This is a genomic window from Pseudonocardia acidicola, assembly GCF_012911935.1.
GTDB lineage: Bacteria > Actinomycetota > Actinomycetes > Mycobacteriales > Pseudonocardiaceae > Pseudonocardia > Pseudonocardia acidicola.
Genome location: NZ_JAAXLA010000091.1, coordinates 20,628 through 27,095, shown reverse-complemented (window position 1 = coordinate 27,095; position 6,468 = coordinate 20,628). Strand labels below are relative to the sequence as shown.

Annotated in this window: 6 protein-coding genes; 2 read left to right on the top strand and 4 right to left on the bottom strand. The window is 72.8% G+C overall.

Annotated features, from left to right (window positions below):
* Window positions 1-143 precede the first annotated feature (143 nt).
* Both HF526_RS30570 and HF526_RS30565 read right to left on the bottom strand, forming a co-directional pair.
* Complete coding sequence (locus HF526_RS30570) at window positions 144-1,232, bottom strand: aspartate-semialdehyde dehydrogenase (protein WP_169385085.1); 1,089 nt, start codon at window positions 1,230-1,232, stop codon at window positions 144-146.
* The gene (locus tag HF526_RS30565) at window positions 1,229-2,494 is read right to left on the bottom strand and encodes an aspartate kinase (RefSeq protein WP_169385065.1); all 1,266 of its coding nucleotides are present in this window, start codon (window positions 2,492-2,494) and stop codon (window positions 1,229-1,231) included. The genes HF526_RS30570 and HF526_RS30565 overlap by 4 nt, the downstream gene beginning before the upstream one ends.
* 205 nt (window positions 2,495-2,699) lie before the next feature.
* Between HF526_RS30565 and HF526_RS30560 the strand changes: the two genes are divergently transcribed.
* Window positions 2,700-3,908 (top strand): hypothetical protein, encoded by a 1,209-nt coding sequence (locus HF526_RS30560; RefSeq protein WP_338051866.1) that lies wholly within the window; start codon window positions 2,700-2,702, stop codon window positions 3,906-3,908.
* A 17-nt stretch (window positions 3,909-3,925) separates the two neighbouring features.
* On the opposite strand, the gene HF526_RS30555 is transcribed toward HF526_RS30560, so the two are convergent.
* Window positions 3,926-4,582, bottom strand: a complete 657-nt coding sequence (locus tag HF526_RS30555) for a TMEM175 family protein (RefSeq protein WP_169385064.1) — start codon at window positions 4,580-4,582, stop codon at window positions 3,926-3,928.
* Window positions 4,583-4,668: 86 nt separating this feature from the next.
* Between HF526_RS30555 and HF526_RS30550 the strand changes: the two genes are divergently transcribed.
* Window positions 4,669-5,901: an aminotransferase class V-fold PLP-dependent enzyme gene (locus HF526_RS30550; RefSeq protein ID WP_169385063.1), complete on the top strand. Its 1,233-nt coding sequence runs from the start codon at window positions 4,669-4,671 to the stop codon at window positions 5,899-5,901.
* A gap of 9 nt (window positions 5,902-5,910) precedes the next feature.
* Here the strand turns inward: HF526_RS30550 and HF526_RS30545 are convergent, their stop codons facing one another.
* Window positions 5,911-6,213, bottom strand: coding sequence for a hypothetical protein (locus HF526_RS30545; RefSeq protein ID WP_169385062.1), 303 nt, complete (start codon window positions 6,211-6,213; stop codon window positions 5,911-5,913).
* Window positions 6,214-6,468 lie beyond the last annotated feature (255 nt).

Sequence of the window (6,468 nt, the reverse complement as noted above, 5' to 3'; positions counted from 1 at the left end):
AGGTCACGGCCCCCTGCCCCGTGGCGACGCAGCAATTCCTGATGACTCACGGTGATCAACGGTAGCGGTACGACGCCGCCTCGGCACGTTTCGATCACTCGTTGGGAGCGGGCTCACGCCCGTCGAAGGGCCCGCGAAGGGATCTACAGATCGGCGGCGACGGTCTCGGCGATCTCGTAGGTGTTGAGCGCGGCACCCTTGCGCAGGTTGTCGCCGCACACGAAGAGCTCGAGGGTGTTCGGGAAGTCCAGCGCCTGCCGGATCCGCCCCACCCACGTGGGGTCGTCGCCGACCGCGGCGGCCGGGGTGGGCCACTCGCCGGCGGCCGGGTCGTCACGCAGCACGACGGTCGGCTGCTCGGCGAGCACCTTGCGGGCGCCCTCCACCGAGACCTCGCGGCCGAACGTGGCGTGCACGGCCAGCGCGTGCGTGGTGACGACCGGGACCCGGACACAGGTCGCGGACACCTTGAGGTCCGCGATGCCGAGGATCTTGCGCGACTCGTTGCGGACCTTGAGCTCCTCCGACGACCAGCCGTCGTCCTTGAGCGAGCCGGCCCACGGCACGACGTTGAGCGCGAGCGGGGCGGGGAACGGCGAGCCCGAGTCGGGCCCGCTGGCCAGCCCGGCCTCGCTGAGCGCCTCGGCGACGTCGCCGCCGCGCACCCCGAGCTGCTTGCCGGCCACTGCGGACAGCTCGGCGTAGAGCCGGTCGATGCCGGGCTGCCCGGCGCCCGACGCAGCCTGGTAGGAGGAGACGACGAGCTCGCGAAGGTCGAACTCGCGGTGCAGCGCCCCCATCACGGCCATCATCGACAGCGTGGTGCAGTTGGGGTTGGCGATGATCCCCTTGGGGCGGTTCGACGCGTCCGCGGCGTTCACCTCAGGCACCACCAGCGGCACCTCGGGGTCCATCCGGAACGCGCCGGAGTTGTCCACCGCGACCGCGCCGCGGGCGGCCGCGATCGGCGCCCACTCGGCGCTGACCTCGTCGGGCACGTCGAACAGCGCGATGTCGACCCCGTCGAAGACCTCGGGGGCGAGCTCGAGGACGGTGATGTCCTCACCGCGGACGCGCAGCAGCTTGCCGGCCGAGCGCGCCGAGGCGACGAGGCGGATCTCGCCCCACGGCACGGTCTCCCGCGCGTCGATGATCTCGATCATGGTCGAGCCGACGGCGCCGGTGGCACCGACGATCGCGAGGACCGGCCCCTGCCGGTTCGCGTCGCTCATCGCCCGGTCCCCGCGTGCACCACGGCCTGCTCATCGCCGCCGAGCTCGAACGCCTCGTGCAGCGCGCGCACCGCGTCGTCGAGCTGATCCACACGGCAGATCACCGAGATCCGGATCTCCGAGGTGTTCATGGTCTCGATGTTGATCCCCGCGTCGGAGAGCGCCTCGCAGAACGTCGCGGTGACCCCGGGGTGGTTGCGCATGCCCGCGCCGACCAGGGAGACCTTGCCGACCTCGGGGTCGTAGATCACCTCGGCGAAGCCGATCTCGGACTTCACCCTCTCCAGCGCGGCGACCGCGGTCGGGCCGTCGGTGCGCGGCAGCGAGAAGGTGATGTCGGTGTGCTGGTCGCCGGAGTGCGACACGTTCTGCAGCACCATGTCGATGTTGATCTCGGCGTCGGCGACGGTCCGGAAGATGCGGGCGGCCATGCCGGGGGTGTCGGGCACCCCGGTGATCGTGATCTTGCCCTCCGACCGGTCGTGCGCGACCCCGGTGATGATCGGGTTCTCCAACGGAATCTCCTCGATCGAGCCGGCGACGAGGGTCCCCGGCTTCTCGTTGTACGAGCAACGCACCCGCAGCGGCACGTTGTAGCGGCGCGCGTACTCCACCGCCCGCAGGTGCAGCACCTTCGCGCCGCACGCCGCCATCTCGAGCATCTCCTCGTAGGTGATGGTGTCGAGGTGCGCAGCGTCGGGGACGATCCGCGGGTCGGCGCTGAAGACGCCGTCGACGTCGGTGTAGATCTCGCAGACGTCGGCCTCCAGCGCCGCGGCGAGCGCGACCGCGGTGGTGTCCGAGCCGCCGCGGCCCAGCGTGGTGATGTCCTTGCTGTCCTCGCTCATCCCCTGGAAGCCGGCCACCAGCACGATCGAGCCCTCGTCCAGCGCGTTGCGCAGCCGACCGGGGTTGACCTGCACGATCCGGGCGTCACCGTGCTTGGAGGTCGTGAGCATTCCGGCCTGCGAGCCGGTGAACGAGCGGGCGTCCGCACCGAGGGCGTGGATCGCCATCGCGACGAGCGCGTTGGAGATGCGCTCCCCCGCGGTGAGCAGCATGTCCATCTCGCGGGCGGGGGGTGCCGGCGAGATCTGCCTGGCGAGATCGGTCAGATCGTCGGTGGTGTCACCCATCGCGGAGACGACCACAACGACGTCGTGACCCTCTTTGCGGGTCCGGACGATCCGCTCGGCGACCTTCTTGATGCGGTCCGCGTCCTGAACCGATGATCCGCCGTACTTCTGCACGACGAGGGCCACGCCGACCTCCTGTCCTGACGCCGCGACCTGTTGCGCGGCACCGTCTGGGCTTCCCGCCCCGAGTTCCGTCCACACGTGGCGCGGCACTCACTCCGGGCGCTGGTCGGGAGTCGAGCCTACCGGTGGACACAGGGCTGGATAACCTGCATGACCGATGCCACAGAGGCCGGTGTCACATCCCGCGCACCGCCTCCACACGACGGGGGTGAACGCGATCGGCAGCGCTGCCACCGTCCGGTCCGGGCCCGGCACCGGTCCCGGCCTGCGGCGGGACCCGCTCGCGGCGCTGGCGGCCACGCTCGCCCCGGCGGTGATCTTCGCGCTGGTCCGCGGCCTCGGGGTGATCGTGCTGGCGGCGCTGGCTGCGGCGAACGACACCCGATTGGGCACCGCACTCCGGGCCTGGGACGGCGAGTGGTTCCTCGGGCTGGCCCAGGGCGGCTACGACGGCGTGCCGCCGGGGCTGGCCGACGCGAACGGGATGCGCACCGCCGAGACACCACTGGCGTTCTTCCCGGGCTACCCGGCGACGACCGCCGCCCTCCGGTTCCTCACCGGGCTCCCGTCGGAGGCGGCCGGCGTGGCGGCCGCGACGCTGGCCGGGATCGCCGCGGCGTACGGCGTGTGCCGGCTCGGCCGGCTCGTGCCGGGCGGCTCCCGGCGGGTCGGGCTGATCATGGTGGCGCTGTTCGCCGGCACTCCGATGGGCGTGGTACTCACCATGGCCTACTCCGAGGCGCTGTTCTGCGCGCTCGCCGCTTGGTCGCTCGTCGGCGTGCTGTCCCGGCGCTGGGTGCTGGCCGGCGCGATGTGCGGACTGGCCGGGTTGGTCCGCCCTACCGCGGCGGCGCTCGTGCTGGCCGTCGGCATGGCGGCGCTGGTCGCCGTGGTGCAGCGGCACGACGGGCTGCGGCCCTGGGCGGGCGCGGCGCTGGCCCCGCTCGGGTTGCTCGGCTACCTCGGCTGGGTGGCCGCCCGCACCGGTTCGGCCACCGGCTGGTTCGACCTGCAGAACCGCGGCTGGGGCTCCCGCTTCGACGGCGGCGCCGCGACCGCGCAGTTCGCCGCGTCGGTCCTGGTGAGTGTCCCGTCGGCCTTCGAGGTGCTCACCGTCGCGGTGCTGGCCGGCGGGCTGGTGCTGCTCGCGGTCGGGGTGGTCCGGGCCGTGCGCGGCGGCCTGCCCTGGCCGCTGCTCGTCTACGGGGCCGGGGTGCTGATCATGGACGTGGGCAGCAACGGCCTGATGAACTCCAAGGCACGGCTGCTGCTGCCGGCGTTCACCCTGCTGCTCCCGGTGGCCCTCGGGCTGGCCCGGCGGCGGCCCGCCACCACGGTTGCGACGCTGGTCGCGGTGGCGCTGGGGTCGGCGTGGTTCGGCGCTTACGCGCTCACCGCCTGGCAGTACGCCATCTGATCGGCTCACTGATCGGCTCAGCCCGGGCGCGACCGGATCCGTAGCCTGCCGCCGGCCAGCCGCGCGGCGACCGACGACAGCACCCACGGGACCCACGCCGTCCCGGGGTCCACGAACGCCCACGGGATGGCCAGCAGCGAGACGGCCGGGATGGCCAGGGCCGTCCGGTGCAGGTACCGCACGGTGCCGAAGTCCACCGTGGACAGCAGCAGGCCGGCCCTCCGGATGTGCCGCCACAGCAGGACCCGGACGACACCGCACGCCATCAGGTTGGCCGTGTAGATCACGACGACCGACGCGGGCAGCCCGCCGATGTAGTGCCCGAGCAGCTGGGTGGAGAACGGCATCAGCACGATCGCCAGCAGGAACGACAGGTTGAGCACCACCAGGGCGGCGTCCCAGCTCCCGATCAGCCGGAACATCTGGTGATGGGCCGTCCAGTTCTGCGCGATCACCCAGAACGTGAGCAGGAACGCCGCGAACTCCGGCCACATGTCGATCAATGCCCGGTTGAGATCGGCCACCGGGACCTTCGGCGCGACCAGCCCCACCGCCACCAGCGTTATCGCGATGGCGATCACGGCGTCGCTGAAGTAGGCGATCCGGTCGAGCTCGACCGCGCCGCGCCCGCCCCGCCCGATCTCGAGCTGCCCGTCGCCATCCGGTTCGCCCATGGTCCACCTCCCGCCGTGCCGGGGAAAGCCTGGCGCGATCGGCGCAGCCGGACAAGGCCGGTGGCCCCGCACGGCATGCTGGAACGGTGGCCACCTTGGATCGGTCCGCCGCCGAGGCGCTCGACGCCGCCGACCCGATCGCGTTCCTGCGCGATCGCTTCGCGCTGCCCGACGACCTGGTCTACCTGGACGGCAACAGCCTGGGCGCACGGCCGGTGAGCGCCGAGCGGCGACTGGCGGCCGCGGTGCGCGACGAGTGGGGCACAGGCCTGATCCGGTCCTGGAACGACGCGGGCTGGTACACCGAGCCGGACCGGATCGCGGCGGGGCTCGCCCCGCTGCTCGGCGCGGACGCCGACGAGGTGGTGGTGGCCGACTCGACCTCGGTGAACCTGTTCAAGCTGCTGGTGGCCGGGGCCCGGCTGCGCCCGGGCCGCAGCGCGATCGTGGCGTGCGAGGCCGACTTCCCGACCGATCTCTACATCGCCCGGGCCGCCGCCGAGCTGCTGGGCCTCGAACTGCGCACGGTCCCCGGCCCGGATGCGGTGCCCGCCGCCCTCGACGCGGGCGTCGCGGTGCTGGCGCTGTGCCACGTCGACTTCCGCAGCGGGGCGATCGCCGACGCGGCCGGGCTGACCGCCGCCGCGCACGCCGCCGGGGTGCTCGCGCTGTGGGACCTCTCGCACTCCACCGGCGCCCTCGATGTCGACCTGCACGGCTGGGGCGCCGATCTGGCCGTCGGCTGCGGCTACAAGTACCTCAACGGCGGCCCCGGAGCACCGGCCTACGCCGTCGCCGCCCGGAAGCACCACGCCGGGCTGCGGACCCCGCTTCCCGGCTGGTTCTCGCACGCCGACCCGTTCGCGTTCGACCCCGGGTACACGCCCGCCCCGGGCGCCCGGCGGCTGGCCTGCGGGACCCCGCCGGTCCTGTCCCTGCTGGGGCTGGCCGAAGGCGTGGCCAGCCTGCAGGGGGCGACGCCCGAGCAACTGGCGGCCAAGGCCCGCGGGCTGACCGCTCTGTTCGTCGACCTGGTCGACCGGTACTGCCAGGAGGTCGAGATCGCCTCACCGCGCGATGCCCGGCGGCGCGGCGGCCAGGTCGCGCTGCGCCACCCGTGGGCGTACCCGCTGGTGCAGGCGCTGGCCGCCCGCGGGGTGATCGGGGACTTCCGCTCCCCGGATCTGGCCCGGTTCGGGTTCGCCCCGGCCTACATCCGCTACGTCGACGTCGTCGCGGCCGTCGAGATCCTGCGCGCGGTCCTCGACGGCGACGACCTGAGCCGGCCGGAGTTCGCCGTCCGGCAGGCGGTGACGTGACCCGGGGTCTCAGGAGAAGCGGCGGACGATCCGCACCACGATGACCGTGATCGCGTACCAGATGACCGCCGCGACCCCGTAGTTCAGCGTGACCCTGAGCTTGGGTTCGGTGGGCAGGAACAGGTCGTCGAGGCCCAGGTTGACCTGAGCGGCCAGGTCGGACACGAACGAGGTGAGCCCGTTCGCGGGGTTGGCGTCCAGCAGGGTGAGCACGATGTGCAGGACCAGGACGAGCACGATGATCATCCCGATGGTCCGCAGCAGGGTGCCCAGCAGGCCCGCGCCCCGGCGCGCCGTGGTTCCCACGCTCATGCGACCTCCTCACGCGTAGCGGCCGTCATCGTGGCATGCCCGGGCCGTTCCGACCGACCGACAGCCCCACCCGATCGGGTGTGTCGCAGCGAGCCGCTCGTCTCATTCCTCGGGACCTCCTTGCTCCGGCCCCGGCGCCCGGGGTTACTCTCGGGGCCATGGCGCGCCTGCTCCTTCGCCGCCGCGGCGGGGTCTGACCGACCGGCCCCTCGTCGCGGGTTGGCGCTTGCGCCGGTCACGTCCCTCCTCGACGAA